Below are 24,704 nucleotides of genomic sequence, written 5' to 3' on the forward strand. Positions count from 1 at the left end.
AAACCGGAGGGAGCCATGCGGGAAGCGGTTAGCTCGTGCTGAAACTTGGCTGCAGAGCCGCTAAATCCGCTTCCGCAAAGAGCTGATGTCGTCCAGGGCGAGAGGCTGCGAAGTAGCATCTCACCGAGAGGTTGAAGCAGCACAGAAATAGCGGAGTATTATTGGGACGCAGATCGAAAATGAGATTTCTTTTTAATACGGAATGACCTGGACGGCAGATGTTTGTCTTGCGCAGTGCACACGACTTCCTCATCCTGTAGGCCGATCTGCAGAATGTAAGGATAGCCGGGATGTCGGAGACCCGTGATCGCCTGGCAAGGCGTGACCTGGAAAGCGCTCTGTGCGAACGGGCCAGCACGGACCAGGGCAGGGTCTTCGTTGACTTCGACCACACGGTCTTTTCCTGCAACAGCACCGAGCTCTTCATCGCCTCCTGCAAGCCTGCCTTCATGGCGGCGGCGATCGACTTCATCGTGCGCGACTGCGTTCCCTGGCGGCTGACGGGCCTCCCGCGCTGGTTCCGCCTGCGCGATTATGTTTGCGTCGCCCTGATCGTGCTGCTGATGCCCTGGACGCTGCTGGCCTGGCGCCGCAATGCCCCGGCCCTGTTCGCCCGGCATGAGAGCCGCGTGGTGCTGGACGGGCTGTCCCGCCTTCCGGCGGACCGCATCGTGCTGGTGACCTTCGGCATGGAGTTCATCGTTCGAGACTTGTTGCGAGGAAGCCGGTGGGAAGCCGTGCCAAGGGTGGCCACGCCATGGCTGCCCGGCCTCGGCCATTTCCGCCAGGGCAAGCTCGGCCTGCTGACAACCCTGTTCGGACGCGAGGAGGTCGCCGCCTCCACGGCCATCTCCGACTCCCTGGATGACCGGGACCTGCTCTCGGCAGCGCGCCACGGCATCCTGATCGAGCCTCAGGGCGAAGAGTTCCGCGCCTCGGAGCGTCTGTACTTCCCCCTGCGCTACACGATCCGCGCCAAGTACAACCTGTCCTACGCGATCGACCAGATCCTGCTGGTGGATGTCCTGCTGCTGGTGCTGGCCGTGTCCACCTCGCTGCACGAAGTCGCCTGGGCATTGCTGATCATGCCCTTCTTCGTGATCTCGCTGATGGCCGTCTACGAGATGGGCTATTTCGAGAACGACATGGTGGCCTCCCGGTCCGAGGCCAAGCCGACGCTGAGCCCGGAGATGGAGCGGTTCCGCGACTACCCGATCTTTCCCTCCGCCTGGTTCTGGGCAGCCGGGCTCGGGGCGGCGGGCTGCGCCCTCGCCTCCTTCGCCGACCTCCTGCCCAGCCTGGACATGTTCGCCGCCATGGCCTCCTGGGCCATCTCGCTGCTGCTGCTCCGGGTCTTGTTCTTCATCTACAACAGGCAGGACGTGCAGAGCCGGGTCTTCATCTACCCGGTGCTTCAGCTGATGAAGTATCTGCCGGTCTTCTTTCTGCTGCGCCCGACCGAGGTGGGCGTGGTGCTGGCCCTGGCACAGGTCACCACCATGTGGGCCATCTACACGACCTACCGCCTGGGCGGCAGGCACAAGACCCTGAAGAAGGAGGCTTTCCGCACGACGCTCTGGGGTGTCGGCCTCTGCCTGCTGGCGACGACCGGTGTGTTCTCCTTCTCCGAGAACCTGCTGCCCGTGGGCCTCATGCTGGTCTGGTGCCTGGCACGTCTCAGTAAGTCGCGGGTGCTGGACATGGCGCGCCGCTATCGGCAGCGGGACCTGGGCTCGGCCGCCAGCTCGGCCTGAGGCCCCGTCCCGTTCTGTCGATCAAGACCCCGGCTCCCAGCGGAACCGGGGTTTTTTCGTGCTGAGGCGCCTGCCGTCATGGCCCTGTCATCAGGGGCGGCAATGCCCGCTATCACGGGGAAGGATTGGCGGCAGCCGCCTGGCGGGGGCATTTCCTGCGAACTCACCGGCCGCTGAGGCCGTGATCGCAAGGAAAAAAAGAACCATGAAGCTTCGTAATGCCATGCTCCCCGCCCTGCTCCTCATCGGCCTGGCAGGCGGCGCCGCCGCGGCGGAATCCGGCATCGAGGTGGTGCGGATGGGCGAGAACTTCGCTGTCGACTATTCCAATGACGGCGGCAATATCCTGGGCGGCGGCCCGGTCCAGGTGATCGGCCGGGGTGAGAACGCCCGCTATCTCTACGCCCCCGGCACCCCGGCGCAGCATGACGCGGTGGCCAGCTTCGCCGGCCAGGGCGAGAATGGCGACATCGTCTACACCCCGGTCCAGCCGCGCGGCTGAACCGGCGGAGGGTGAAGGCGGTCTACAGCTTCCAGCCCGTGTGGATGGCGCAGATCCCGCCCGACAGGTTGCTCCAGGATACGCGCTCGAACCCCGCCTTCTCCATCATCCCGGCCAGCGTCGGCTGGTCGGGAAACATGCGGATGCTTTCCGCCAGGTACTGGTAGCTCTCGGCGTCATTGGCGATGCGCCCGCCGATCGCGGGCAGCGCCTTGAACGACCAAGCATCGTAGAGCGGCCGAAGGGCCGCCACCTCCAGCCTGGAAAATTCCAGCACGCACATCCGCCCGCCGGGCCGCAACATGCGGAAGCCCTCCCGCAGCACCGCATCCTTGTCGGTGCAGTTGCGCAGGCCGAAGGCCATGGACACACGCTCCACGCTGGCCGACGGCAGGGCGATCCTCTCCGCATCGCAGCAAACGAAGCTGAGGCCGGTGGCCAGCCCCTTGTCCAGCGCGCGGCCCTGCGCCACGCCCAGCATGGCGGCGTTGATGTCGGCCAGGATCACCTTGCCCGCGCCACGGCGCTTGGCCAGGAAGGCCACGTCCCCGGTTCCGGAAGCGAGGTCCAGCAGCGTGTCGCGCGGCCCGGCGCCAATGGCGGCGACAAAGGCCTGCTTCCAGGCCCGGTGCAGGCCCAGCGACATCAGGTCGTTCATGATGTCGTATTTCGGCGCGACGCTGTCGAACACCTCGCGCACCATGGAGGCCTTGGCCTCACGGGGTACCTCGCGGAATCCGAAATCGGTGGTCTGGGTCATGCCGCGCAGGATAGCGCCTGCGGACGCGGCGGGAAGCCCCCGCTATTCCGTCCGCCTGTTCACCGCCGTCGGCGCAGGTCCTGCAGCCGCAGCGCGCCCAGCAGCTGAGTCATGCCGAAGTACACGGTCATGCCCAGCCCGACCAGCAGCGCCAGCCCCACCAGCTCCATCAGCCCATTCGCCGGGAACAGCCAGGGCATCACGGCCCACAAGGCCGCCGCCATGGCCCCGGTCGCCAGCATCAGCCGCCACAGGTTCCGCCGCAGCCGGCGGTCGGCATGGAAATGCCGCCGCCGCAGCAGCAGCCCGACCAGCAGCCCGGCATTGGCCCAGGCCGCCAGGGAGGTGGCGAGGGCAATGCCCACATGGCCCAGATACTGCGACAGGGTCAGGCTCAGCCCCAGGTTGACCGCAACCACGACAATGCCGATCTTGACCGGCGTCGCCGTGTCGCCGCGGGCAAAGAAGCCGGGCGCATAGGCCTTGATCAGCACGAAGGCCGGCAGGCCCAGCGCATAGGCCCGCAGCGCGGTGGCCACCAGGTCGGCCTGCTCGGGCCCCAGCGCGCCGCGCTGGAACAGCACGTGCACGATAGGCTGCGCCAGCACGATCAGCCCCGCCGCCGCCGGCAGGGTCAGCGCCAGCGACAGCTCCACCGCGCGGTTCATGGAGCGGTGCGCCGCCAGCGGCTTGCCGCCGCGAAGCTGGCGCGACAGCACCGGCAGCAGCGCGGTGCCCACCGCCGCGCCGACCACGCCGAGCGGCAGCTGCGCCACCCGGTCGGCATAGGTCAGGTAGCTGATGGCCCCCACCGGCAGCAGCGAGGCGATGAAGATGTCGATGGCCAGCGAGAGCTGGGTCACGCTGGCGCCCAGGATGCCGGGCAGCATGCGCCGCACCACCTGCCGCGATTCCGGCGTGATTCGCGGCCAGGAGACGATGGGAAAGCCCATCCCCACCTTGCGCGCCGCCAGCACCACCAGGATCAGCTGCGCCACGCCCGAAGCCATGGTGCCCCAGGCCAGGGCGTGCGCCGGTGTCGCGACGTACGGCGTCAGCGCGAACAGGGAAACAATGGCGAACAGGTTGAACATCAGCGGCGCGCCGGCCGCGAGGGCGAATTTGTCGATGGCGTTCAGCACGCCCGACACCAGCGCGACGAGGCAGATGAACAGCAGGTAGGGAAAGGTGATGCGCGACAGCTCCACCACCAGGCCGAAGCGCAACGCGTCATCCACCAGCCCGGGCGTCAGTACGCTCATGATCTGCGGCATGAAGATCATGCCCAGCACGGTGATGATGCCGAGCCACAGCGTCATCAGCGTGGACATGTGCCCGGCCAGTTCCCGCGCGCGCTTCGGCCCCTCCAGCGTCAGCATGCCGGTGAAGGCCGGCACGAAGGCGGCGTTGAAGGCGCCCTCGCCGAACAGGCGGCGGAACAGGTTGGGCAGGCGCAGCGCGATGAAGAAGGCATCCGCCAGCGGCCCGGCGCCCAGCGTCGCCGCGATCAGCATGTCGCGCGCGAAGCCCAGGATGCGGCTGGCAAACGTCCAGCCGCCGATGGTCAGGATGTTCTTCAGCATCCCGCTGGCGCCGTGCGGCGAGCCGGGGCGTCAGGCGTTGGCGACCGGCGTTCCGTTCTCGGCGGACTGCCCGCGGCGGGACTGCCACAGCGCCACGAAGTCGATGGGCGAGAGCAGCACCGGCGGGAAGCCGCCATCGCGCGTCACATCGGCCAGGATGTTGCGGGCGAAGGGAAACAGCAGGCGCGGGCACTCGACCAGCAGCAGCGGCTCCAGGTGCTCCTGCGGCACGTTCACCGTGAAGATGCCGCAATACACCAGCTCGGCGATGAAGGCGGTCTGGGTCTTGCCCTCGGCCAGCGTCGCCTGGGCGTCGGCGCGGATCTGCAGCGCCACCTCGAACACGTTGCCGCCCTGTTGCAGCGGCCGCGCCTGCACGTCCAGCGCCAGGTCGATGCGCGGCTGCTCGCGCAGCTGGGTGAAGATGTCGGGCGCCCCGGGAACCTCGAAGGACAGGTCCTTGGTGTACTGCAGGTTCAGCAGCAGCGGGCCCTGGGGCGCGGCGCCCTCGGGGATCTGGCCATTGGCGGGCGGGGTCTGCGTGTCGGACATGCTCTGGACCTGGTGCTGTTCCGGTTCAGCGGCGCGGGGTAGCACGCGCCGCGCCCGCTGTCACAGGGCGCCGCCCCGTGCATCGCAAGAATCCCGGTGGCGGTGTTCAGGGGGGAGAAGCTTGCCGCCTCGGATGAGCCATCCCGGAGCCTGCCGCTGCCAGGCAGCGTTGGCTTCCCGGGGATCCGGGCTTTCAAGACTGGCGAGCGGCGGCCCCGGAACTTCGCCAGGCCGGCCGCTCGCGACCCGTGACAGCGATGCGGGGAGGCCACGCAGCCACAAAGCCCGGTTGACGGTGATCGAGCCACGCCATCAGCGTCCGCCGCATGGGTGATCTACACCGCCCTGCCGGCGAGGCTGGCCGGGCCGGTGATCGGGGAATGGGGCCTGGTGGCGCTGCCGAAGCTTGACGTGCTGCCCGCCTCGCTGCCCATGGGTGCCTCAGCCGGGGCGCTGGCGCGCGTCCCGTGAGGCGTGAAGAGCGTCGCCGCCTGCCCGGAAACCACCGGACTGGACGGCGTTCCCGCCCACCCTGAGGCCCTTGGCGGCCCGCGTCGCTCGTCCGGGGCCGGACCGGCCGCAAAACCCGGGCAGGCCCGGCTTTCCCGTGCCAGCCTCAGCGATGGCGCCAATCCACAGAATCCGGCGCCAGCCCCGTCGGATCGCACCGCAGCCACTGCCCGTTCGCCACCGATTCGCCTGTCATGGACAGGATGAATCCCCAGTGCGACACCACCACCGTGCTGTTCCAATCCTCCAGCACCGCCATTTCGTCGCGAAACAGACGGGCGCGCGCCTCCACCTGGTCGGCCGGCTCTTCCACCGCCGGCCACCAGACTTCCTCCAGATGTGCCCAGTCCAACTCTGGCCATTGCAGCGACAACTCGGTGCGCGGCGAGCCGATGTCGCAGGTAAAGGCGTAGCGCTCGCGCACTTGCGGCTGCACCAGCACCGGAAGGTTGAGCAACCGTGCCAGCGGTGCCGCCGTTTGCAGGGCACGGGTATAGGGGCTGGCGATGATGCGCGTGATCCCCTCGGCGGCCAGCGCTTCGGCGGCGCGTTCCGCCTGGTACTGTCCCAGGGGCGTGAGCTTCGGGTCCTTGATGCCCGGATCGCGCCGCGTCGCGGTGAAGTGCAGGTTGAACTCGCTCTGGCCGTGGCGCAGCAGGATCATGGTGGAACTCCGGAATGACGGGGTGAAGGGGAGGCCACGGTGTCAGGGCCACGGTCCGGCGGCAGTATAGGCGTCGCCACGCTCCGGCAAATGGTCGCAACATCCACAATTGCGCCCCCGCCGACCGTTGCGGCCCGCCGCCACGCCCCTTACATGTCGTACATGAGGAGAATGCAATGTCCGGCGGCTTCCCGCTCGATCTGATCCTGTTCGGCATGATCGCCGCCTTTCTGGTGCTGCGGCTGCGCAGCGTGCTGGGCCGGCGTCAGGGCTACGAACGTCCGCCGCAGGAGCAACGTCCCGCCGCGCCCGGCCAGGTTCCGCCGCGCGACGCCGATCCCGCGCCGCCCCCGGCCGCGCTGGGCGGCAGTCGGCAGATCCTGCCTATGGGCAGCTCTCCCGCCGGTCGCGCGCTGGAGGAAATCCGTCGCGCCGACCCGTCCTTTGATCCACGCGGCTTCCTGGGCGGGGCCGAGGGCGCCTTCGGCATGGTGGTGTCCGCCTTCGCCGCCGGCGATCGGGATACCCTGCGCAATCTGCTCTCCGAAGATACCTATGCCGGGTTCGAGCAGGCGATCACCGCGCGCGAAAATGCCGGGGAGCGCCAGCGGACCGAGCTGCGCAGCATCCAGGAAATGGCCATCGAGAACGCGGCGCTGCGCGGCAACATCGCCGAGATCACGGTGCGCATCGTGTCCGACCAGGTGAACGTCACCACCAACGCGCAGGGCGAGGTCACCACCGGCACCGAAGCGGTGACCGAGCTGACCGACCTATGGACCTTCCAGCGCGAGATCGGCAGCGACGACCCGACCTGGAAGCTTGTCGGAACGCAGTCGGCCTGATCCGCCGCCCCGTGCCTGCCCGCTTTCCGGCGCTGCTGCTGGCCGCTCTGCTCGCCGCCTGCTCCGCCGTTCCGCAACGGGTGGCCGAGTTGCCCGGCTGGGGAGAGGACCGCCTTGCCGAGGCGGTGCCGGCTTTCGTGGCCGGCTGCCGCCCGGCTCGGTTCCCCGAGCCACTCTGCGCCGAGGCCGCTGCCCTGCCATCCGGCGACCACGCCGCCGCCCGCGCCTTCTTTGAACGCCGCTTTACCCTTCGCCTCGCGGGCGAAGGGCTGATGACCGGATATTACGAGCCCGAGCTGCGCGGCTCCGCCACTGTCTCCCCCGCCTTTCCCGCCGCCCTGCATGGCCGCCCGACCGATTTGGTGGAGGTGGATCTCGGACGCTTCGCCGACGACCTGAAGGGTCGCCGCATTGCCGGCAGGGTGGAGCAGGGCCGTCTGGCGCCCTACCCCGACCGCGCCGCCATCGAAGCCGGCGCCAGCCCCGCTCCCGTGCTGCTCTGGGTGGACGACCCGGCGGCCAAGTTCTTTCTGCAGATCCAGGGTTCGGGCCGGGTGGTACTGCCCGATGGCTCGATCCGGCGCATGGGCTACGCCGCGCAGAACGGCCACGCCTACGTGCCGATTGGCCGCCTGCTTGCAGACCGCGGCGAAATCCCGCGCGAGCAGGTCTCGATGCAGACCATCCTGGCCTGGCTGGAACGCGCCGGCCCGGACCGTGCCAGGGCGCTGATGGCTGAAAACCCCTCCTACGTCTTTTTCCGCGAGGCCCAGGCCGCACCGGAGCAGGGACCACGCGGCAGCCAGGGCGTGCCGCTGACGCCGCTGCGTTCCATCGCGGTGGATCGCACCCAGATCCCGCTCGGCCATCCGGTCTGGATCGAAACGCAACATCCCCTCACGGGCGCCGCCATCCGGCGGCTGGTGCTGGCGCAGGACACCGGCGGCGCCATCCGTGGCCCTGCGCGCGCCGATCTGTTCTGGGGATGGGGAGCGGACGCCGCCGAGGCCGCCGGCCGGATGAAGGCCCGCGCGACGCTCTACGTGCTGGAACCCGCCGCCGCCGAATAGGTATCGAGCACCCGCCGCAGCTCCGCCACCGCCTCGGGCGGCAGGGTGCGCAGCCGCAGCGCCAGCAGGTTCGCCAGCGCCGTCGCTTCCGGCAACAGCCCCGCGGTGTCCAGCGTCACGCGCGGATGCGACAGCCGCGCCAGCTCAGCCATGTTGTCCGCCTCGTCCCAGATCTCGAACAGATCGTTCACCTGGTGGATCAGCCCGGCGGAAGGCAGTCCACGCCGGCCATGCTCCAGCGCCGAGAGATAGGCCGCCGAGATCTGCAGTTCGGCCGCCATCTCCTTCAGCGTCATGCCGCGCGACGCGCGCAGCGCGCGAAGGCGGGCGCCGAAGGGCGTCATCCGCGCCGCCGCCGCAGCAGCAGGTGCACCACCCCGGAATTGGGCGCCGGATGCGCCGCCCCCAGCACCAGCGGCCGCAGTTCCGGCCCGTTCAGCCAATGCGGCAATTCGCGTCGCAGCACGCCTCCCTCCGGCGCCGGCCCCTTGCCGGTGACAATGGCGACGCAGCGCAACCCGTCCGACTGCGCGGCGATCAGGAAGCCGCGTACCGCCTGCCACGCTTCCTGAGCCCGCCTTCCATGCAGGTCCAGCGTGCGTTCGGGCCGGGTGCGGCCGCGCCGCAGGTCTTTCCAGCGATGGTGGTCCAGCCCGCCAGGCTGATGCCCGATCTGCACTGGCTGCGCTCGGCCGGGCTTGCGGGGCGTGGCAAGAAGCGGAGGTGGCGGCGCGGGGGATGGAACGGGAAGCGGCGCGGGCGCTTCCGGCAGGGGCGGCAATGCGTGCCCCGGCAGAGGCACCACGCCGGTGACCACATGCCGCCAAAGCGCCCGCTCCTGCTCCGTCAGATTTCGGCCACGGCGGGGCATGGGATCGGGCGAGCCTTTACAGGGAAGCAGGTGCGGGGAGGTGCCATCGTCGCACCTCCCTGTCCACTCCCCTCGGCGTCAGCCTTGAGGATGGCGCAACTCAGCGCCGCGGCGGCTGGCTGTCGATACCATCGATCGGATTGATGACGCCGGTGCCCGCCGTCGAAGAACCGCGACCAGGGCGCGGCGGCTGCGAGGACAGGCCTTCATTCGGAACGATCGTGCCGGTGCCGGCCGTCGGCGCACCTTGCCCCGGACGGGGTGGCTGCGAGGACAAGCCCTCATTGGGCACGAGCGTGCCCGTGCCCGCGCCGGGCGCGCCGCTCAGCGGCGGGGTCGGTGTCGGGGTGAATTCCGGGTTATTGCAGGCTGCGAGCAGCAACGCCGCACCGCCCAGAGCAAGAAATGGACGCATCGTTTCTTCTCCCTGTTTCAACGCAAAGCGCGCCAAACACGAAGACGCTAGCCCAGGCCGAGAAAGGTTGCACCACCGTTACGAAGGTGATGCAACCGGTTCAGCTCTCAGCGCGCGCCGGGGCCTTTATCGTCCTGGCCCTGGATCGGCGAGATGGTGCTGCTCTGGGCCGTGGGCGAACCCATGCCCGGGCGCGGCGGCTGCGAATCGTTGCCCTGCAGCGGGTTGATCCGGCCGGTACCGGCCGTGGGAACGCCGCCGGCGGCGCGGCCTGGCAGGTTGTCAGGCGTTGTGGCCCGGTCCTGGTTGCCTTGCAGGTTGCCCGTGCCGGCCGTGTTGCCCTGCGCTGCGCCCGAAGGCGAGACGGAGCCGGGCGGCAACGCCGCTCCGCGAGGGGTGGTGTCGCAGGCGGCGAGCATCAGAGCGAAGCCGCCGAGCAGCATCAAGGAAGGACGCATTGCGGGCATTCTCCATCAGGTTGGCGGAAGGTAAGACCCGGTTGCCCCCGAAGGTTGCGGAAGTTCTTCAGCTCCCGCTCGACCTTGCGTCCGGACGCCGCATCTGCGTTCCGCCCTATGCGCCACCGCCCAGCTCATCCTCCGCCGGCGGCGGCGTCAGCGCCGTCAGCAGCGCCGCGCGAAGCGTCGCGAGCTTGCGCTCATTCTCGATCTTCAGCCCGAACACGTCCTTCACATAGAAGACGTCCACCGCCCGCACGCCATAGGTGGTGATGTGCGCCGAGGCGATCTGCAGCCCCTGCGCCGAGATGGCGCCGGTCACGTCGTGCAGCAGGCCGGGGCGGTCGCGCCCGTTCAACTCGATCACGGTGTGGGTGTTGGAGGCGAAATTGTCGATCACCACGCGGCCCGGCACCTGCACGGCGCGCAACCGGGCGGGCTCGCGCCGAACCTTGGCGATCTCGCCCACCAGGTTCAGCCGCCCGCTCAGCGCCTGCTCGATGAGCACCGACAGCTTGGCCAGCTTGTGCGAGGCATCGAAGACGCCTCCCGCATTCGCCGCCTGGGCGTCCTGCACCCAGAAGGTGTCGAGCGCCATGCCGTTGGTCATGGTGTGGATGCGCGCATCGACGATGGTGGCACCGGCCACCGCGAGCGCCCCGGCGATGCGGGAGAACAGCCCGGGGTGGTCGGAGCAGTACACCGTCACCTCGGTCACCGCCCGCGCCTCCAGCACCCGCGTTGAGACGGAAAGGGGCGCGCCGCGCTCCTCCGCCTCACGGATCATGCCGGCATGGCGGGCATGGCTCTCAGGGTCGAAGGACAGCCAGTAGCCGGGGTAGCCGAGGCCCAGGAAGTGCTCCACCGCCTCCTTGGGCCAGGTGGCCAGCATGTCGGCCGCCGCCTGCTTGGCCCGCGCCACGCGCACGTCGCGCTCCGGCACCGACAGCCCGCCGGCCAGCACCTCTGCCACCCGCCAGTAGAGCTCGCGCAGCAGGGTCGCCTTCCAGCCGTTCCAGACCTTGGGGCCCACCGCGCGCATGTCGGCGACGGTCAGCACCAGCAGCAGGCGCAGCCGCTCGGGCGATTGCACGACCTCGGCGATGTCGAGGATGGTCTTGGGGTCGTCGATGTCGCGCTTGAAGGCGGTCTGGCTGACCAGCAGGTGGTTCAGCACCAGCCAGGACACGGTTTCCGTTTCCTCCGGCGTCAGCCCCAGCCGCGGGCAGATCTCCTGCGCCAGCCCGGCGCCGATCTCGGAATGGTCGCCGCCGCGGCCCTTGGCGATGTCGTGCAGCAGCATCGCGACATAGAGCGCGCGGTGTGAATGGATCTGCCCGATCAGCTCGGACGCCACCGGCACCGCCTCGGCCAGTTCGCCGCGCTGCAGCTGGTTCAGCACCGCGATCGCCTCGATCGTGTGCTCCTCGACCGTGAAGACGTGGTAGGTGTCGAACTGCATCAGCCCGACAATGCGCGCCCAGTCGGGAATAAAGCGGCTCAGAAAGCCGACCTCGTTCAGCACGCGGATCCAGCGGGCTGAATCCTTGCCCTGCAGCAGGTCCAGGAACAGGTCGCTGGCCGCCTTGTCGCCGCGCATGCCCACCGCCAGCGGCGCGTTGCGGATCAGCGCCCGGTGCGCCAGAGGATGCAGCTCCATGTTGCGGTCGCGCGCCGCGCGCACCAGCCGCAGCATCACCGCCGGCTCCTTCTCCACCGCCAGTCCGGGCACGATCAGGAGCTTGCCGTCGGCGATGGCGATGCCGGCCTCGGCCAGCGCCGCGTCGGCGGCGCGCTGCACGGCGGGCGGGCCCAGCGTCGCGCGCTCGATCGCCGGCTCCAGCAGGCGCGACAGCCGCACCACGTCGCGCGCCGTCAGGAACAGGTGCTTCATGAAGCGCTCCACCCCGTCCTGCTTGCCGTGCCGGGTATAGCCCATGCGGGCACCCACCACCGGCTGCAGGTCGAAGGTCAGGCGCTCCTCGGCGCGACCGGTGACGTAGTGGAGGTGGAAGCGCACCGTCCACAGGAAGTCCCAGGCGCGGCGGAAGGCGCGCGCTTCCCGCGCCGTCAGCAGCCCGCCGCCGGGGCTGTCCGGCCCCACCAGCTCCGGCATCTTGCGCACCCCGAAGGCGTAGCGCGCCAGCCAGTACATGGTCTGCACGTCGCGCAGTCCCCCGCGCCCTTCCTTCAGGTGCGGCTCCACCAGATAGGGGCTGTCGCCGTAGCGGCGGTGGCGTGCGGTGCGCTCCGCGCGCTTAGCGAGGAGGAACTGCCCCACGCCCCATTGCTCGCGCGCTTCGGCGAAGGCGTTCTGGAACCGTTCGAACACGGCGACGTCGCCGGCCAGGAACCGGGCATCCAGCAGCGCCGTCTGGATGGTGGCGTCCGCCCGCGCATCCTCCAGGCATTCGTGGATGGAGCGCGTGGCGTGCCCCACCTTCAGTCCCAGATCCCAGAGCAGGTAGAGCATGAACTCCACCGCCCGCCGCCCGCGCGGGCCGAGCGGACGATCGGAGAGGAACAGCAGGTCGATGTCGGAATACGGCCCCAGCACGCCGCGCCCATAGCCGCCGGTCGCCGCCAGCACGAAGGACGGCTCGTCGCCCGCCGCAGACCCCTTGGCCGCCTCGCCCGGCGGCTGCGCCAGGGTGTAGGCGTGGATGGCGAAGATCAGCCCGTCCGTCAGCTCGCCCAGCATCCGCGCGGCAGTCAGGCCGGACAGCGCATGCGCCTCGAAGGCTTCCTGCACGCGGCTCTGGATGCGGCCGAGCTGGCGACGCAGCAGGCCCAGCGCCGCGTCGCGCGCCACCGGCGAATCGGGGGAGGGGATCAGGTCGAGCACGACATCCGGCAGCGGCCGGAGCGGGGCGGGCCGGGCCGTTTCGGCGGCGGGGGCAAGGGCGTCGGGGAGATCGCCGGAGCTACTCATTCCACCGATGTTATCGTGCCGCGCGTCCGGGCAACAGCTTCGTGAGCGCCTTTTTCAAAATCCTTTTCGCGCCGCAGCATTTTGAGATGATACAGTGCCTCCAGCGCCTCGCGCGGGGAGAGTGCATCGGGGTCCAACGCATCCAGCGCCTCCAGGGCGGCGCTTTCTTCCACCGGGGGTTGCGTCATGGCGGATCGCTGCGGAACCGTGCCGCCGAAGAGCGGCATCTCCTCCGCCAGCGGCTCCAGCCCGGCGGCGCGCTCCTCCAACGCCGCCAGCACCGCGCCGGCCCGCGCCACCACGGCGCGCGGCACGCCGCCCAGCCTCGCCACATGCAGCCCCCAGGATTTCTCCGCCGCCCCCGGCGCCACCTGGTGCTGAAACACCACCTCGCCCCGGTGCTCCCGCACCTTCATGTGCGCCAGCTGCAATTCCGGCAGCTTGCCCGATAAGGCCGTCAGCTCGTGGAAATGCGTGGCGAAGACGGCGCGGGCCCGGATGCGGTCATGCAGCGCCTCCAGCACTGCCCAGGCGATGGCCAGCCCGTCCCAGGTGGCGGTGCCGCGCCCGACCTCGTCCAGCACCACGAGGCTGCGCGCCGTCGCCTGGTTCAGGATGGCCGCCGTTTCCGTCATCTCCACCATGAAGGTGGAGCGGCCCCCGGCGATGTCGTCCGCCGCGCCGACGCGGGAAAACAGCCGGTCCACCAGCCCGATCCGCGCCGAGGCCGCGGGCACGAACAGCCCGGCCTGGGCCAGCACCACCACCATGGCGTTCTGCCGCAGAAAGGTGGACTTGCCGGCCATGTTGGGCCCCGTCAGCAGGCACAACCGCTGCCCGGCCGAAAGGTCCGCGTCGTTGGGCACGAAGGCCGGGCCGCGGTTGCGCGCGAGCGCTGCCTCCACCACCGGATGACGCCCCTGGCGTATGGCGAAATCGGTACGGTCAGTGATCTCCGGGCGGCACCAGCCGCCGCCCGCGGCCAGTTCGGCGGCGGCCGCGTGCACGTCGATCTCGGCCATGGCGGCGGCGGCGGCATCGATGGCGCGGCCGGCCTCCAGGCACAGGCCGCGCAGGTGCTGCACGATGGCGGCTTCCCGCTTCTGCGCCTGCTCCCCCGCCGCCGCGAGCCGGCGATCCAGCTCGGCCAGGGCCGGGCAGGTGAAGCGGTGCGCATTGGCCATGGTCTGCCGGTGCATCGGCGCGCGGGGCGTGCCCGCCAGTGCGACGGGCGGCGCGCGCAGCAGCTTTTCCCCGGCGGCGGCGGGCAGCTCGACGAGGTAGCCGAATTGCTGGTGGTGGCGGATCTTGAGGCTGGCCACGCCCCAGTCGCGCGCCAGCTCCATCTGCATGGCCGCGATGGCGCCACGCGCGTCGTCGCGCAGCCGCTTCAGCGCGTCCAGCTCCCCGTCATAGCCGGCGGCGACCAGCCCGCCATCCTCCAGCCGCGCCGGCAATTCGGCGGACAGCGCCCGCAACAGCTCGCCGCGCGGCGAATCGCCGGGGCGCAGCGCCCGGCGCACCGCTTCCAGCCGGGCAGGCAGGGGGCCGGCCTCGGCCAGCGCCGCCTCCATCGCCTCGGCCCGGCCCAGGCTGTCGCGCAGCGCGGCGAAGTCGCGCGGGGCGAAGCGGTCCACCGCCAGCCGCGCCAGCGCCCGTGCCATGTCCGGCGCCGCCTTCAGGCAGCCGCGCAGCGTCGCGCGCAACGACGACGCATCGCGCAGCATCTCCACCGCATCGTGCCGCGCGGCGATCGCCGCCGCATCGGTCAGCGGGGCGCCCAGCCGCGCGGCCAGCTCCCGCGCCCCCGCGGCGGTGAGCGTCCGGTCCACCGCCGCGGCCAGGCAGTTGCGCGTGTCGCCGCGCTCGGAGCGCAGGATCTCCAGGCTGCGCCGCGTCGCCGCATCCATGCGCAGCGTCTCGCGCCCGCCCTGCGGCTCCGGCGGGCGCAGGCGCGGCGCGGCGCCGCTGCCGGCCTCCCAGCCCTGCGTGCGGCGCAGATAATCGGCCACCGCCGCACAGGCCGCCACCTCCGCATCGGCGAAGCTGCCGAAACCGTCCAGCGAGGCCACGCCAAAGAAATCCGCGATCCGCGCTGCCGGCTGGCGGGACGGCTCGGCGGGCGTCAAGCGCTCCGCCACGGGACTCAGCGCTTGATGGCCCAGAAGCTCTTCGGGCACCAGGATCTCGGCCGGGTCCAGCCGCGCGATCAGCGCCGGCAGATCGGCGATCCGCAGCGTCTCGCAGGCAAAGGCGCCGGTGGACAGATCCGCCCAGGCGGCCCCCAGCTCCCCCTCCGCGAAAGCCAGCGCCAGCAGCCAGGGTTGCCGGCCATTCTCCAGCAGCGCCTCTTCCGTCACCGTGCCGGGCGTGACAAGGCGCACGATCTCGCGCCGGATGGTCGGCGCCTTGCGTGCCTTGGCCTGTTCCGGCGTTTCGCGCTGCTCGCAGATGGCGACGCGGTGGCCCTGGCGGATCAGCCGCGCGAGGTAGCCTTCCAGCGCGTGCACCGGCACGCCGGCCATGGGGATGGGCTCGCCCCGGTGTTCGCCGCGATGCGCGACGGCCAGCCCCAGGATCGCGGCCGCTTCCTGCGCGTCCTCGAAGAACAGCTCGTAGAAATCGCCCATGCGGAAGAACACGAAGCCGTCCGGATGCTGCGCCTTGGCGGCGAACCATTGCGCCATGGCGGGGGTCGCGCCCTCGGCGGAGCGCATCGGGCGGGGAACATCGGTCTGCATCACGCCGCCCTTCCTAGAGCAGATCGCCCCGCCGCGCGACGGCATCGGCAGCCTCCGCCTTGCGATCCGCGCCCGGCTCCGCCAAGGCTGGCCCGCTTCGACGAAGGGAGGAACGGCCATGAGGATCATTCGCGACCTGACGGAACTGCGGGACGCGCGCATCGCCCGTCGCGCGGCGGGACGCAGCCTCGGCCTGGTGCCCACCATGGGCGCGCTGCATCGCGGCCACCTGGCGCTGGTGGCGGAAGCGCGCCGCCAGGCCGACGAGGTTGCGGTGTCCATCTTCGTCAACCCGCTGCAATTTGGTCCGAACGAGGACCTGTCCCGCTACCCGCGCGACGAGGCCGGAGATCTGGAGAAGCTGCGCGGTGCCGGATGTGACCTGGTCTGGCTGCCGCCGGTGGAGGCCATGTATCCGCCCGGTGCCGCCACGACGATCGAGGTGGGCGGCCCGTCCGAGGGCTTCGAGGGCGCCGCTCGTCCGGGCCATTTCAGGGGCGTCGCCACCGTCTGCACCAAGCTGTTCCATCAGACCGGCGCCGATCTGGCGGTGTTCGGCGAAAAGGACTGGCAGCAGCTTCAGGTGGTGCGCCGCGCCGTGGCGGATCTGGACATGCCGGTCCGCATTGTCGGCCACCCCACGGTCCGGGAAGAGGATGGGCTCGCCTTTTCGTCGCGCAACGCCCGCCTGTCCCCGCCCGAACGCGCCCTGGCGCCCGTTCTGGCGCAGGAAATGGGCGGCGTGATCGGCCGCATGGCCGAGGGTGCGGCACCCGGCGCCATCCTGGCGGCAACCGGCGCGCGGCTGGCCGCCGCCGGCCTCGTGCCGGACTACCTGGCGCTGGTGGAACCTGACACCATGCGGCCCTGGCCCGAGGGGCGGCGCGGCGAGGCCCGGCTGCTCGCCGCCGCCCGATTGGGCGATGTGCGCCTGCTGGACAACATGGCGGCCCGCCTGCCGGGCTGATGAACCTCCCCGCGGAGGGGGCTGGCCTGCGGGCGCCGGACGTGTCTCCATGGCATCGCCCGGATGCCGTGGTTCCGCCCTGCTCCGTGGTCCCTGTTCCGCCACGGAGGAAGCGCCGCCGATGTTCCGTCAACCCCGTCTCGCCCTGGCCGGCCTTGCCCTGGCCACCGGCATCGCCGCCGCGCCGTGCGCCTGGGCTGCGACCCCGCGCGACCAGCTCGTCGTCGCCTGGAACATCGACGCCATCTCCACCTTCGATCCCGCGCAGATCGCCGAGGTCGTCACCAGCGAAATCTTCGGCAACACCTGCGACAGCCTCGCCGCCTTCGACCCCGCCGACGAGTCCAAGGTCATCCCCGCCCTGGCCGAAAGCTGGGACGTGTCGGAAGACGGGCTACGCATCACCTTTCGCCTGCGCGACAAGCTGCGCTTCGCCGATGGCCGCGCGGCCAGCGCGGCCGACCTTGCCTGGTCCATGCAGCGCGTGGTGAAGCTGAACTTCGGCAACGCCGCGCAGCTCACCGATTACGGGTTCACGCGCGACACGGTGGACAGCCGCATCACCGCACCCGACGACCGCACCCTGGTGCTGGCGCTCGACAAGCCCTACCCGCCGGGCCTGATCCTGCAGGCCGTCGCCGCCAACCGCGTCTCGGCGCTGCTGGACCGCAAGACCCTGTCCGCCAACGAGAACAATGGCGACATGGGCAACCGCTACCTCACCAGCCGCACCGAATGCGTCGGCCCCTACCGGCTGCGCCAGTGGAACTCCGGCGAGGTGGTGGTGCTGGAAGCCAACAAGGACCATTGGGGCGAGGTGCCCAAGCTGCGCCGCATCATCATCCGCCACGTGGCCGAGGCCGGCACCCAGCGCCTGCTGCTCGAGAAGGGCGACATCGACGTGGCGCGCAACCTGACGCCCGAGGATCTGCGGGCGCTGGAAGGCGCGAAGGGCGTGCGGCTGGAGCGCACGCGCAAGCCGACGCTGTTCTACTGGGGCTTCAACAGCGCCGACCCGGTCTTCGCCGAGGAGAAGGTGCGCCTCGCGATGCGCTACCTCGTCGATTACGACGGGCTGGCGAAATCGGTCATGGCCTATGACGGCGTGCCGCGCGCCAGCTTCGTCCCCCTCGGCTCCTTCGGCGCACTGGACGAGAAGGAAGGCCAGCCCTTCAGCCTCGACATTGCCCGCGCCCGCGCGCTGCTGGCCGAGGCCGGGCGGCCGGAAGGGTTCGAGACGGTGATGATCCTGGGCAGCCACCCCTATGCCTCGGCCATCGCGCAGCACATCCAGGCCAACGCGGCGCAGGCCGGCGTGCGCATCCGGCTGGAGCAGATGGCCAACGCCCAGCTTTTCGCCCGCCATCGCGGCCGCGAGTTCCAGAGCGCCATGCTGGGCTGGGGCGCCGGCATGCCGGACGCACACGCCAATGCGTCCCGTCTGATCTTCAACCCCGACAACCGCGTCGAGGCCAAGCTGACCCAGTTCCCGTCCTGGCGCGCCGCTTTCCAGGATGCCGAGGCCAACAAGCAGGTCGAGGCCGCGCTGATGGAGCGTGACGAGGCGAAGCGCGCAGCGATCTACGCCGGGCTGCAGCGCGACATGATGCAGCGTGGCCCGGCGGCCTTTCTGTTCCAGACCGTCTATGTGGCCGGCGTGCGCGACAATGTGCGGAACTGGACCTGGAACGGCTTCGCCACCTATTTCGACCGCATGTCCAAGGAGTAAGGCCCGCGCGGCCTGTTTCGGCGGAGCCGGAGCGGGTCGTTCCGCCCCCGGTTCACGCCTTGCGAGGCGGCGGCAAAACCCTATCGTGCTGGGCTCCGGCCCTCCGGTACAGGCCGGCACGAACAGGGAGACTTCCGCATGACCCGCATCGACCGACGTTCCTTCTTCAAGGCGGCCGCCGGCGCCTCCCTGCTGCCCGCCCTGTCACCCCTGGCCCGTCCGGCCATCGCGCAGGGCGCCGCCGCGAACACGCTGCGCTTCGTTCCGCAGGCCAACCTCACCGCGCTGGACCCGATCTGGACCACCGCCACCGTCACCGGCAATCACGGCTACTACGTCTTCGACACGCTCTACTCGCTCGATGCCCGGGGCCGGCCACAGCCGCAGATGGCCGAGGGGCACGAGGTGTCGGACGATGGCAAGACCTGGCGCATCCGCCTGCGCGACGGCCTGCGCTTCCACGACAACGAGCCGGTGCGTGCCGCCGACTGCATCGCCAGCGTGCGGCGCTGGGCCTCCCGTGATCCCTTCGGCCAGCTTGTCGCGGCCATTGTCGATGAATGGCGCGCAGTCGACGACCGCACTTTCGAGATCCGCCTCAGCCGCCCCTTTCCACTGCTGCTGATGGCGCTCGGAAAGTCCGATTCCTCCATCCCCTTCATCATGCCCGAGCGGCTGGCGCAGACGGATTCCACCAAAGCCATCACCGAGATGGTCGGCTCCGGCCCCTACCGCTTTCTGGCCAGTGAGTTCAACTCCGGCAGCCGCGTGGCGTATGAGAAGTTCGACGGCTACGTGCCGCGGCAGGAACCGCCCGACCACGCCACCGGCGCCAAGGTCGCGCATTTCCGGCGCATCGAATGGAACATCATCACCGACGCGGCCACCGCCGCCGGCGCGCTGATGAATGGTGAGATCGACTGGTGGGAAAGGCCGCAGGTCGATCTTCAGGCCATGCTGGCGCGCAACAAGAACATCCGCCGCGAGGTGATGGACAAGGCCGGCCGCATGGCGCTCGCGCGCCTCAACTGCCTCCAGCCGCCCTTCAACGACGTGAAGATGCGCCGCGCCGTCCTGACCTCCGTGGTCCAGGAAAACTACATGCGCGCGGCGCAGGGCGACGATACCTCCTCCTGGACCGACACGCACTCCATCTGGCCAAAGCACACGCCCTACTACGCCGACAACAAGGACCTGATGCCGGGCGATCTCGACCGTGCCCGCGCCATGCTGAAGGAAGCCGGCTATGCCGGGCAGAAGGTTGCCATCATCAACCCCACCGACTTCCCCGATATTGGCCCGCTCGGGCAGGTGACGGCCGATGCGCTGATGCAGATCGGCGTGAATGTCGACCTGATGGAAAGCGACTGGGGCACGGTGATCCAGCGGCGCAACTCGCGCGAGCCGGTGGAGCGCGGCGGCTGGAGCATTTTCCACACCACCGGCAGCGCCACCAACTACGGCAGCCCGGCGACGTCCCCGCTTTGCCGCGGCCTGGGCGAGAAGGGCTGGTTCGGCTGGTACGGCAGCGAGCGGGCCGAAGCGCTGACGCAGGAATGGCTGTTCGCCCCGGATGAGGCAGGGCAGAAGAAGGCGGCGGCCGAGCTGGGCCGGCTGGCGCTGGAAGAGGTGGCCACCATTCCCCTCGGCCAGTTCACCATCCGGACGGCTTACCGCACCAACCTCACCGGCATGATCGAGGGCAGCGCGCCCTATCCCTGGGGTGTGCGGCGCGCCTAGGCCTTTGCCGCTCCGGCACCGCCGGCTCCCCGGAGCGGCGATGCCCGCCAGGGTGCGGAAGCCCTTTTCCCTCGGCTTCCGGCCGGGCGCCGCCGGCCAACTCCGCGGCGCCTATCTCGCACCCGCGAAGCTGCCGGGTTTCGCCTGCCTCCCGATGCCGACATAAAGGGCATGACGAACGCTCGGGAGCTCCACAGCATCATGGACGACACGAAGAACATGCCGGTGGCTGATACGCGCACCGCGCGCATCACCGCCGAGGAGGCGCTGGCGCTCCATTCCGAGGGCAAGCCGGGCAAGCTCGAGATCCGTCTCACCAAGCCGCTGACCACGGCGCGCGACCTGTCGCTCGCCTACTCCCCCGGCGTGGCCGAGCCCTGCCTGCACATCCACCGCGACAAGTCGCTGGCCTACGACTACACGGCCAAGGGCAACATGGTCGCCGTCATCTCCAACGGCACGGCGGTGCTCGGGCTCGGCAATCTCGGCGCGCTGGCCGGCAAGCCGGTGATGGAAGGCAAGGCCGCGCTGTTCAAGCGCTTCGCCGACGTCGATTCCATCGACCTCTGCATCGACACCGAGGATGTGGACGCCTTCGTCAATTCCGTGCGCTATCTCGGCCCCTCCTTCGGCGGCATCAACCTCGAGGACATCAAGGCCCCGGAATGCTTCGTCATCGAGCAGCGCCTGCGCGAGCTGATGGACATTCCCGTCTTCCATGACGACCAGCACGGCACGGCGATCGTCGCCGCCGCCGGCCTGATCAATGCCTGCCACCTGACGGGGCGCGAGCTGCGCGACACCAAGCTCGTCATCAACGGCGCCGGCTCCGCCGCCATCGCCTGCGCCGAGCTGGTGCGTGCCATGGGCATGCAGCCGCAGAACATCATCATGTGCGACACCAAGGGCGTGCTCTACCAGGGCCGTGCCGAAGGCATGAACCAGTGGAAGTCGGCCTACGCGGTGAAGACCGACCTGCGCACCCTGTCGCAGGCGCTGGAGGGTGCCGACGCCTTCTTCGGCCTTTCGGTGAAGGGCGCGGTCACCGCCGACATGGTCCGCTCCATGGCCGCGAACCCCATCATCTTCGCCATGGCCAACCCCGACCCCGAGATCACGCCGGACGATGCGCGCGCGGTGCGCCCCGACGTCATCATCGCGACGGGCCGCTCGGACTATCCGAACCAGGTCAACAACGTTCTGGGCTTCCCCTTCATCTTCCGCGGCGCGCTCGATGTGCGCGCCTCCACCATCAACGACCCGATGAAGGTGGCGGCGGCCGAGGCGCTGGCCATGCTGGCGCGGGAGGACGTGCCGGAGGAAGTGGCCGGCGCCGGCGGCGGCCTCGGCCTGCGCTTCGGTCCCGAATACATCATCCCGCACGCCTTCGACCCGCGCCTGATCGCCCGCGTTTCCCCCGCCGTGGCCAAGGCCGCGATGGAGAGCGGCGTGGCGCGCAAGCCGATCCCGGACCTCCACCGCTACGCGCGCGAGCTGGCCGGGCGCCTCGACATCGGCATTTCGGCGCTGGAAGCCATCACCGAGCGCCTGAAGGCCAGCCCGCAAAAGGTCGCCTTCGCCGAGGGCGAGGAAGAGAAGGTGATCCGCGCCGCCATCGCCTATGCCCAGGCGGGCTACGGCACGCCGGTGCTGGTGGGACGGGAGGACCGCATCAACGCCACCGTCGCGTCGCTCGGCATCCCGCTGCCCGACGGGATCGAGATCCACAACGCCCGGCTCTCGGACAGCAACCGCCGCTACGCGGACTACCTCTACAGCCGCAAGCAGCGCCAGGGCTTCCTGTTCCGCGACTGCCAGCGGCTGGTGAACCAGGACCGCAACGCCTTCGCCGCCTGCATGGTGGCCGCCGGCGACGCGGATGCCATGGTGTCCGGCGTCACCCGCTCCTCCAACGACACGCTGGAGAATGTGCGCCTCGCCATCGACACCGAGCCGGGCACGGTGATGTTCGGCCTCTCGCTGATGCTGTCGCGCCGCGCCGGCACGGTGCTGGTCGCCGACACCATGATCCATGAGCGCCCCTCGGCCGAGACGCTGGCCGGCATCGCCCGGCAGTCGGCGGCCGAGGCACGCAAGCTGGGCCTGACGCCGCGGGTCGCCTTCCTGTCCTTCTCCACCTTTGGCGATCCGGGCGGCACCATCACCGGTCCTGTGCGCGAAGCGGTGCGCCTGCTCGACGCGCAGGAAACGGATTTCGAGTATGACGGCGAAATGGCCGCGGACGTCGCGCTCAGCCCGCAGCTGCGCGCCCTTTACCCGTTCTGCCGCCTGACGGGGCCGGCGAACATCCTGGTCATGCCGGGCCTGCATGCGGCCCACATCCTGTCGAAGGCGGTGCCCTTCCTGACCGGCGGCACCACGATCGGACCGCTGTTGGTCGGCATGGAGAAGCCGGTGCAGATCGTGAACATGGGCAGCACGGTGAACCAGATCCTGGACATGGCCTGCTTCGCCGCCCACGCCGCCATCCAGCGCTGAACACGGCAGGGGGTTTTTTCCCCCCCCCGATGCTTCGCGACGGGCCTCAGTGCCCGCCGCTGAGCACCAGCGTCTTGAAGGGCAGCAGCAGCGCCTGGATGCGGAGCAGGATGGCGTGCACCAGCCCGACCGCGTCGATCGCGTGCAGCGCGAGCCATTCGCCGGTGCCGATCCCGGGCTCTGCCAGCCGGTCATGGTTGCTGGTGTAGGCGTTGGCGATGCAGCTGCTGCCCGGCATTATCCCGTCCATGCCGCCGGGATAAAGCGGCTCCAGCACCACCAGCACGGTGCCGGGCCGGCTGAATTGCTGCAGGTCCTGCAGCTGGTCCATGCTGCGCAACTGGCCGGAGGCGATGAAACCCTGCACGGTTGTCACCACCATGGGAATGATCGTCCAGGGTTGTGACACGCAACTCGCCTCCGCCAGCATGCCCGGCCGCAGAACCTGCGCCTCGATCTGGCCGAAGCCTGCCGCCAGCCCCGTGCGCCGCGTGCCGCCATGCTCGGGCACCAGCACGCCGGCGGGGCGGAGAAGCGGGTTCACCACATCGCCGACCTGCAGCAGGAACTGCTCCACCCGCCCGGTGACGCCGGCGCGCACCACCGTCTTGCCGAGCTCCACCTCCGCCTGCTCCAGCGCGGCGCGGGCGCTGTCGCGCTGCGCCGGAAGCTGCTGGTTCAGCCTGGCTTCCACCGCCTGACGCGCGGCGCGCGCAGCGTCGACCCCGGCCTCGCGCGTGCGCACATGCACCGCCAGCCGCTCGATCTCGCGCCGCGCGACAACGTCGGGGGCGCGGCGATTGAGCTCTGCGCGGGTGGCGTATTCGTCCCGCGCCTGTTGCAGCGCGCCCTCCGCCTCCAGGATGCGCGCCTCGGACGCCGCGAGGTCGGCCCGTGCCAGGGCGAAGGCGGCATCGACCTCGGCCACCGCCCGGCGCGCCGTTTCGGCCGCGGCGCGCTGCGTGCTGTCATCCAGGCGAAAGAGCGGCTGCCCGGCCTCGACCCGGTCGCTGCCCCGCACATGGATCTCGGCGATGCGGCCGCCGGTTTCCGGCAGGATCGGCACGCTGCGGAACACGGCGGTGACATAGGTGGTGGAAGGATGGAAGTAGAACACCGCCGTGATCAGGGCGACCGTCAGCAGCACGCAGGAAACGATGCCCCAGCGCAGCTCGAACCAGACGGAAAACAGGGTGATATCCCGCCCGATCCGCTTGTTTTGCGCGTAGCGCCGGAACAGGTAGTCGGGGAAGATGGTCAGCAGCGAACAGACGATCAGCTCCAGCATGGCTCAGGCCTCGCGCCCCTTGCGCATCGGTGCCGGCGCGGGGGGCATGTTTTGCGGCGCGGCGGGGGCGTGGCTCCGTGCTTCGGGCGCGGCGTGGGGTGCGGGCCGGATGGCGGGTGCCGTGTCGCCGCCGCCCGGCGGCAGGCCGGCCACCTTTTCGGCCGAGCCGGCGATGCGCCGCATCGGGCCGGTAAGGTCCGGCAGATCCACCAGTGCCAGCAGCAGCCCGGCCACCCAGAAAACATGCATGTGGGTGAACAGCGCCAGCAGCCCCAGCACGGCAACAATCTCGAACTGCAGCTTCTGCCCGCCATGGGCCAGGCGCTCGGGCAGGGTATGCAGCCGCAGAAACAGCAGGCCAAACGCCATCACCGCGACGATCAGGAAAATCCCTGTGCCCACCAGCACCGGGTCGGAGCCGTCAGCGTCCGGCAGGTAGAAGGGCAGGTGGTGCGAGGCGGCGGAATGCGGCGAGACATCCATCGGGAATCCCCTCCTCCAGGCGGCCGCGGCCGCGATGTCAGCTTCTCAAAGCGTGTCCATCAGTTCTGCAGGCAGTATCCTCACGGGGCTCCGCAATGTGTGGCGGGGCGCCGTGCAGCCGCTCGGCGCCAAGCCAAGGCCCGCGCCATTCCGTGAAGGGTCGTGGCGATCTGCCGCCGCGCCGCGCGCAAGGGGCGCCGATCGGATTTCGAAAGACCCTCGGGGCGGAGCCTATCTCCGTGCCGCCGAGGGGGTCAACGAAAAGCCCCTTGGGGACAGACAAGGCCGCAGGCCGGCCGGATCGGCGGGAGAGGGGGCGCGCACGCCGTGCCCCCGGCCCA

Annotated in this window: 21 protein-coding genes; 9 read left to right on the top strand and 12 right to left on the bottom strand. The window is 70.0% G+C overall.

All coding sequences use genetic code 11. The annotated features are described in order from the left end of the window. Positions 1–290 precede the first annotated feature (290 nt). Positions 291–1,754 carry an HAD family hydrolase gene (locus ACFOD4_RS09600; RefSeq protein ID WP_379595929.1) on the top strand — a complete coding sequence of 488 codons (1,464 nt, stop codon included), beginning with the start codon at positions 291–293 and terminating at the stop codon, positions 1,752–1,754. A 205-nt stretch (positions 1,755–1,959) separates the two neighbouring features. After that, entirely contained in the window at positions 1,960–2,256 is a 297-nt protein-coding gene (locus tag ACFOD4_RS09605) for a hypothetical protein (RefSeq protein ID WP_379595931.1), read from the top strand. Between the two features lie 22 nt (positions 2,257–2,278). On the opposite strand, the gene ACFOD4_RS09610 is transcribed toward ACFOD4_RS09605, so the two are convergent. The 3 genes from ACFOD4_RS09610 to secB are packed head-to-tail and all read right to left on the bottom strand — an operon-like array spanning position 2,279 to position 5,151. Continuing rightward, positions 2,279–3,016, bottom strand: a complete 738-nt coding sequence (locus tag ACFOD4_RS09610) for a class I SAM-dependent methyltransferase (protein ID WP_379595933.1) — start codon at positions 3,014–3,016, stop codon at positions 2,279–2,281. Positions 3,017–3,075: 59 nt separating this feature from the next. Continuing rightward, entirely contained in the window at positions 3,076–4,599 is a 1,524-nt protein-coding gene (gene murJ / locus ACFOD4_RS09615; protein ID WP_379595935.1) for a murein biosynthesis integral membrane protein MurJ, read from the bottom strand. Positions 4,600–4,629: 30 nt separating this feature from the next. Further along, entirely contained in the window at positions 4,630–5,151 is a 522-nt protein-coding gene (gene secB / locus ACFOD4_RS09620; protein WP_379595937.1) for a protein-export chaperone SecB, read from the bottom strand. A gap of 330 nt (positions 5,152–5,481) precedes the next feature. Here secB and ACFOD4_RS09625 point away from each other — a divergent pair, with 330 nt between their 5' ends. Further along, positions 5,482–5,622 carry a hypothetical protein gene (locus ACFOD4_RS09625; protein WP_379595938.1) on the top strand — a complete coding sequence of 47 codons (141 nt, stop codon included), beginning with the start codon at positions 5,482–5,484 and terminating at the stop codon, positions 5,620–5,622. Positions 5,623–5,767: 145 nt separating this feature from the next. Here the strand turns inward: ACFOD4_RS09625 and ACFOD4_RS09630 are convergent, their stop codons facing one another. Then, positions 5,768–6,325 carry a histidine phosphatase family protein gene (locus ACFOD4_RS09630; protein ID WP_379595940.1) on the bottom strand — a complete coding sequence of 186 codons (558 nt, stop codon included), beginning with the start codon at positions 6,323–6,325 and terminating at the stop codon, positions 5,768–5,770. Between the two features lie 176 nt (positions 6,326–6,501). Here ACFOD4_RS09630 and ACFOD4_RS09635 point away from each other — a divergent pair, with 176 nt between their 5' ends. Continuing rightward, a complete protein-coding gene (locus ACFOD4_RS09635; protein WP_379595941.1) occupies positions 6,502–7,170 on the top strand; it encodes a Tim44/TimA family putative adaptor protein in 669 nt (222 codons plus the stop codon). 11 nt (positions 7,171–7,181) lie between these two features. Beyond that, on the top strand, positions 7,182–8,240 hold the full coding sequence (gene mltA / locus ACFOD4_RS09640) for a murein transglycosylase A (protein ID WP_379595942.1): 1,059 nt from the start codon (positions 7,182–7,184) through the stop codon (positions 8,238–8,240). Here mltA and ACFOD4_RS09645 read toward each other — a convergent pair. The 6 genes from ACFOD4_RS09645 to mutS form a co-directional block, all read right to left on the bottom strand. Further along, positions 8,210–8,584, bottom strand: a complete 375-nt coding sequence (locus ACFOD4_RS09645; RefSeq protein ID WP_379595944.1) for a helix-turn-helix domain-containing protein — start codon at positions 8,582–8,584, stop codon at positions 8,210–8,212. The two genes, mltA and ACFOD4_RS09645, sit on opposite strands and share 31 nt — an antisense overlap. Continuing rightward, on the bottom strand, positions 8,581–9,111 hold the full coding sequence (locus ACFOD4_RS09650) for a Smr/MutS family protein (protein ID WP_379595945.1): 531 nt from the start codon (positions 9,109–9,111) through the stop codon (positions 8,581–8,583). Before ACFOD4_RS09650 ends, ACFOD4_RS09645 begins: the two co-directional genes overlap by 4 nt. A 100-nt stretch (positions 9,112–9,211) precedes the next feature. Then, entirely contained in the window at positions 9,212–9,526 is a 315-nt protein-coding gene (locus ACFOD4_RS09655) for a hypothetical protein (protein WP_379595946.1), read from the bottom strand. Between the two features lie 107 nt (positions 9,527–9,633). Beyond that, positions 9,634–9,984, bottom strand: a complete 351-nt coding sequence (locus ACFOD4_RS09660; protein ID WP_379595947.1) for a hypothetical protein — start codon at positions 9,982–9,984, stop codon at positions 9,634–9,636. A 115-nt stretch (positions 9,985–10,099) separates the two neighbouring features. Then, on the bottom strand, positions 10,100–12,916 hold the full coding sequence (locus ACFOD4_RS09665) for a [protein-PII] uridylyltransferase (protein WP_379595948.1): 2,817 nt from the start codon (positions 12,914–12,916) through the stop codon (positions 10,100–10,102). After that, on the bottom strand, positions 12,913–15,657 hold the full coding sequence (mutS, locus tag ACFOD4_RS09670; RefSeq protein ID WP_379596074.1) for a DNA mismatch repair protein MutS: 2,745 nt from the start codon (positions 15,655–15,657) through the stop codon (positions 12,913–12,915). Before mutS ends, ACFOD4_RS09665 begins: the two co-directional genes overlap by 4 nt. 118 nt (positions 15,658–15,775) lie before the next feature. Between mutS and panC the strand changes: the two genes are divergently transcribed. From panC to ACFOD4_RS09690, 4 genes are all read left to right on the top strand, one after another. Further along, positions 15,776–16,624 (top strand): pantoate--beta-alanine ligase, encoded by an 849-nt coding sequence (panC, locus tag ACFOD4_RS09675; RefSeq protein ID WP_379595949.1) that lies wholly within the window; start codon positions 15,776–15,778, stop codon positions 16,622–16,624. 121 nt (positions 16,625–16,745) lie between these two features. Next, positions 16,746–18,353: an ABC transporter substrate-binding protein gene (locus tag ACFOD4_RS09680; RefSeq protein WP_379595950.1), complete on the top strand. Its 1,608-nt coding sequence runs from the start codon at positions 16,746–16,748 to the stop codon at positions 18,351–18,353. A gap of 138 nt (positions 18,354–18,491) precedes the next feature. Continuing rightward, positions 18,492–20,093 carry an ABC transporter substrate-binding protein gene (locus ACFOD4_RS09685; RefSeq protein ID WP_379595951.1) on the top strand — a complete coding sequence of 534 codons (1,602 nt, stop codon included), beginning with the start codon at positions 18,492–18,494 and terminating at the stop codon, positions 20,091–20,093. Between the two features lie 201 nt (positions 20,094–20,294). After that, positions 20,295–22,592 (top strand): NADP-dependent malic enzyme, encoded by a 2,298-nt coding sequence (locus ACFOD4_RS09690; protein ID WP_379595952.1) that lies wholly within the window; start codon positions 20,295–20,297, stop codon positions 22,590–22,592. A gap of 46 nt (positions 22,593–22,638) precedes the next feature. Here the strand turns inward: ACFOD4_RS09690 and ACFOD4_RS09695 are convergent, their stop codons facing one another. Further along, entirely contained in the window at positions 22,639–23,880 is a 1,242-nt protein-coding gene (locus tag ACFOD4_RS09695; protein ID WP_379595953.1) for an HlyD family secretion protein, read from the bottom strand. Between the two features lie 3 nt (positions 23,881–23,883). Beyond that, positions 23,884–24,363 carry a hypothetical protein gene (locus ACFOD4_RS09700; protein ID WP_379595954.1) on the bottom strand — a complete coding sequence of 160 codons (480 nt, stop codon included), beginning with the start codon at positions 24,361–24,363 and terminating at the stop codon, positions 23,884–23,886. Positions 24,364–24,704 lie beyond the last annotated feature (341 nt).

Source organism: Teichococcus globiformis (genome assembly GCF_042646265.1).
GTDB lineage: Bacteria > Pseudomonadota > Alphaproteobacteria > Acetobacterales > Acetobacteraceae > Pseudoroseomonas > Pseudoroseomonas globiformis.

Excerpts from the sequence above, each read along its gene's own strand:
- ACFOD4_RS09600 (WP_379595929.1), top strand. The coding sequence starts at position 291 with ATGTCGGAGACCCGTGATCGCCTGGCAAGGCGTGACCTGGAAAGCGCT.
- ACFOD4_RS09605 (WP_379595931.1), top strand. The coding sequence starts at position 1,960 with ATGAAGCTTCGTAATGCCATGCTCCCCGCCCTGCTCCTCATCGGCCTG.
- ACFOD4_RS09610 (WP_379595933.1), bottom strand. The coding sequence starts at position 3,016 with ATGACCCAGACCACCGATTTCGGATTCCGCGAGGTACCCCGTGAGGCC.
- murJ (WP_379595935.1), bottom strand. The coding sequence starts at position 4,599 with ATGCTGAAGAACATCCTGACCATCGGCGGCTGGACGTTTGCCAGCCGC.
- secB (WP_379595937.1), bottom strand. The coding sequence starts at position 5,151 with ATGTCCGACACGCAGACCCCGCCCGCCAATGGCCAGATCCCCGAGGGC.
- ACFOD4_RS09630 (WP_379595940.1), bottom strand. The coding sequence starts at position 6,325 with ATGATCCTGCTGCGCCACGGCCAGAGCGAGTTCAACCTGCACTTCACC.
- ACFOD4_RS09635 (WP_379595941.1), top strand. The coding sequence starts at position 6,502 with ATGTCCGGCGGCTTCCCGCTCGATCTGATCCTGTTCGGCATGATCGCC.
- ACFOD4_RS09645 (WP_379595944.1), bottom strand. The coding sequence starts at position 8,584 with ATGACGCCCTTCGGCGCCCGCCTTCGCGCGCTGCGCGCGTCGCGCGGC.
- ACFOD4_RS09650 (WP_379595945.1), bottom strand. The coding sequence starts at position 9,111 with ATGCCCCGCCGTGGCCGAAATCTGACGGAGCAGGAGCGGGCGCTTTGG.
- ACFOD4_RS09655 (WP_379595946.1), bottom strand. The coding sequence starts at position 9,526 with ATGCGTCCATTTCTTGCTCTGGGCGGTGCGGCGTTGCTGCTCGCAGCC.
- ACFOD4_RS09660 (WP_379595947.1), bottom strand. The coding sequence starts at position 9,984 with ATGCGTCCTTCCTTGATGCTGCTCGGCGGCTTCGCTCTGATGCTCGCC.
- ACFOD4_RS09665 (WP_379595948.1), bottom strand. The coding sequence starts at position 12,916 with ATGAGTAGCTCCGGCGATCTCCCCGACGCCCTTGCCCCCGCCGCCGAA.
- mutS (WP_379596074.1), bottom strand. The coding sequence starts at position 15,657 with ATGCAGACCGATGTTCCCCGCCCGATGCGCTCCGCCGAGGGCGCGACC.
- panC (WP_379595949.1), top strand. The coding sequence starts at position 15,776 with ATGAGGATCATTCGCGACCTGACGGAACTGCGGGACGCGCGCATCGCC.
- ACFOD4_RS09680 (WP_379595950.1), top strand. The coding sequence starts at position 16,746 with ATGTTCCGTCAACCCCGTCTCGCCCTGGCCGGCCTTGCCCTGGCCACC.
- ACFOD4_RS09685 (WP_379595951.1), top strand. The coding sequence starts at position 18,492 with ATGACCCGCATCGACCGACGTTCCTTCTTCAAGGCGGCCGCCGGCGCC.
- ACFOD4_RS09690 (WP_379595952.1), top strand. The coding sequence starts at position 20,295 with ATGGACGACACGAAGAACATGCCGGTGGCTGATACGCGCACCGCGCGC.
- ACFOD4_RS09695 (WP_379595953.1), bottom strand. The coding sequence starts at position 23,880 with ATGCTGGAGCTGATCGTCTGTTCGCTGCTGACCATCTTCCCCGACTAC.
- ACFOD4_RS09700 (WP_379595954.1), bottom strand. The coding sequence starts at position 24,363 with ATGGATGTCTCGCCGCATTCCGCCGCCTCGCACCACCTGCCCTTCTAC.